This window comes from Microbulbifer aggregans (genome assembly GCF_020524005.1).
GTDB classification, from domain to species: domain Bacteria; phylum Pseudomonadota; class Gammaproteobacteria; order Pseudomonadales; family Cellvibrionaceae; genus Microbulbifer; species Microbulbifer aggregans_A.
Genome location: NZ_JAIVKK010000046.1, coordinates 1 through 743 on the forward strand (window position 1 = coordinate 1; position 743 = coordinate 743).

General features: G+C 49.7%; 1 protein-coding gene. It reads right to left on the reverse strand.

The window, feature by feature from the left end:
• On the reverse strand, nt 1–743 hold a 743-nt coding region (locus LC093_RS20240), incomplete at both ends, for an AMP-binding protein (RefSeq protein ID WP_226669334.1).

The window sequence follows — 743 nt, forward strand, 5'->3', positions numbered from 1 at the left end:
TTGTCAATAAAACGCTCGGCAGTCAACTCGGGGCGATTCAGATAACCTCGAGCAAGTCCCGCACCGCCGATATACAGTTCTCCTACCGCGCCAACTGGCAGTAAATTGAGCGCACTGTCCAAGACATAGAGCTTTGTATTTGGATAGGGCTTACCAATGCCGCGATGTCGCTCCGGAAACACCTGAGATAACATCGCACCAACGGTCGTCTCTGTCGGCCCATACTCGTCATAAATAGCCTGCAAATTTCCCGACAGTTCTTGAATCATCAAGGGCGTTAGCGCTTCGCCGCCAAGTAAGGCCGTATCTATTTGCTTCTGCAAGCCGGGAATGACCATACTGGCCACACTCGGTGTAGTTTTGATGAAGGCAATATCATGACTCGCAAGATGTGATTGGTACGCGCTCAAATCAGTGATCCGACCTGAGTAAATATAAATACAAGTCCCTGTTAACAAAGGGCACAAACTGGTCGTAACCGTTAAATCAAAACAGTAATTCGATGATAAATCGACTCGAACAAAACACTCGCCCAACTTATGCTGCAGAGAGAAAACGTAATTGCGTACACTGCGATGCTCAAGCATCACCCCTTTCGGCTTTCCGGTGGTGCCCGAGGTATAAATTACATACGCCAGATCACTGGAGCTGCGATCACGCTCGATATTGCTGTCATCCAGCACCTGAAACTGCGCGCGCTCATCCGCGCAGATCACCTGCGGGACAGTGCCTGTTAAACCCGA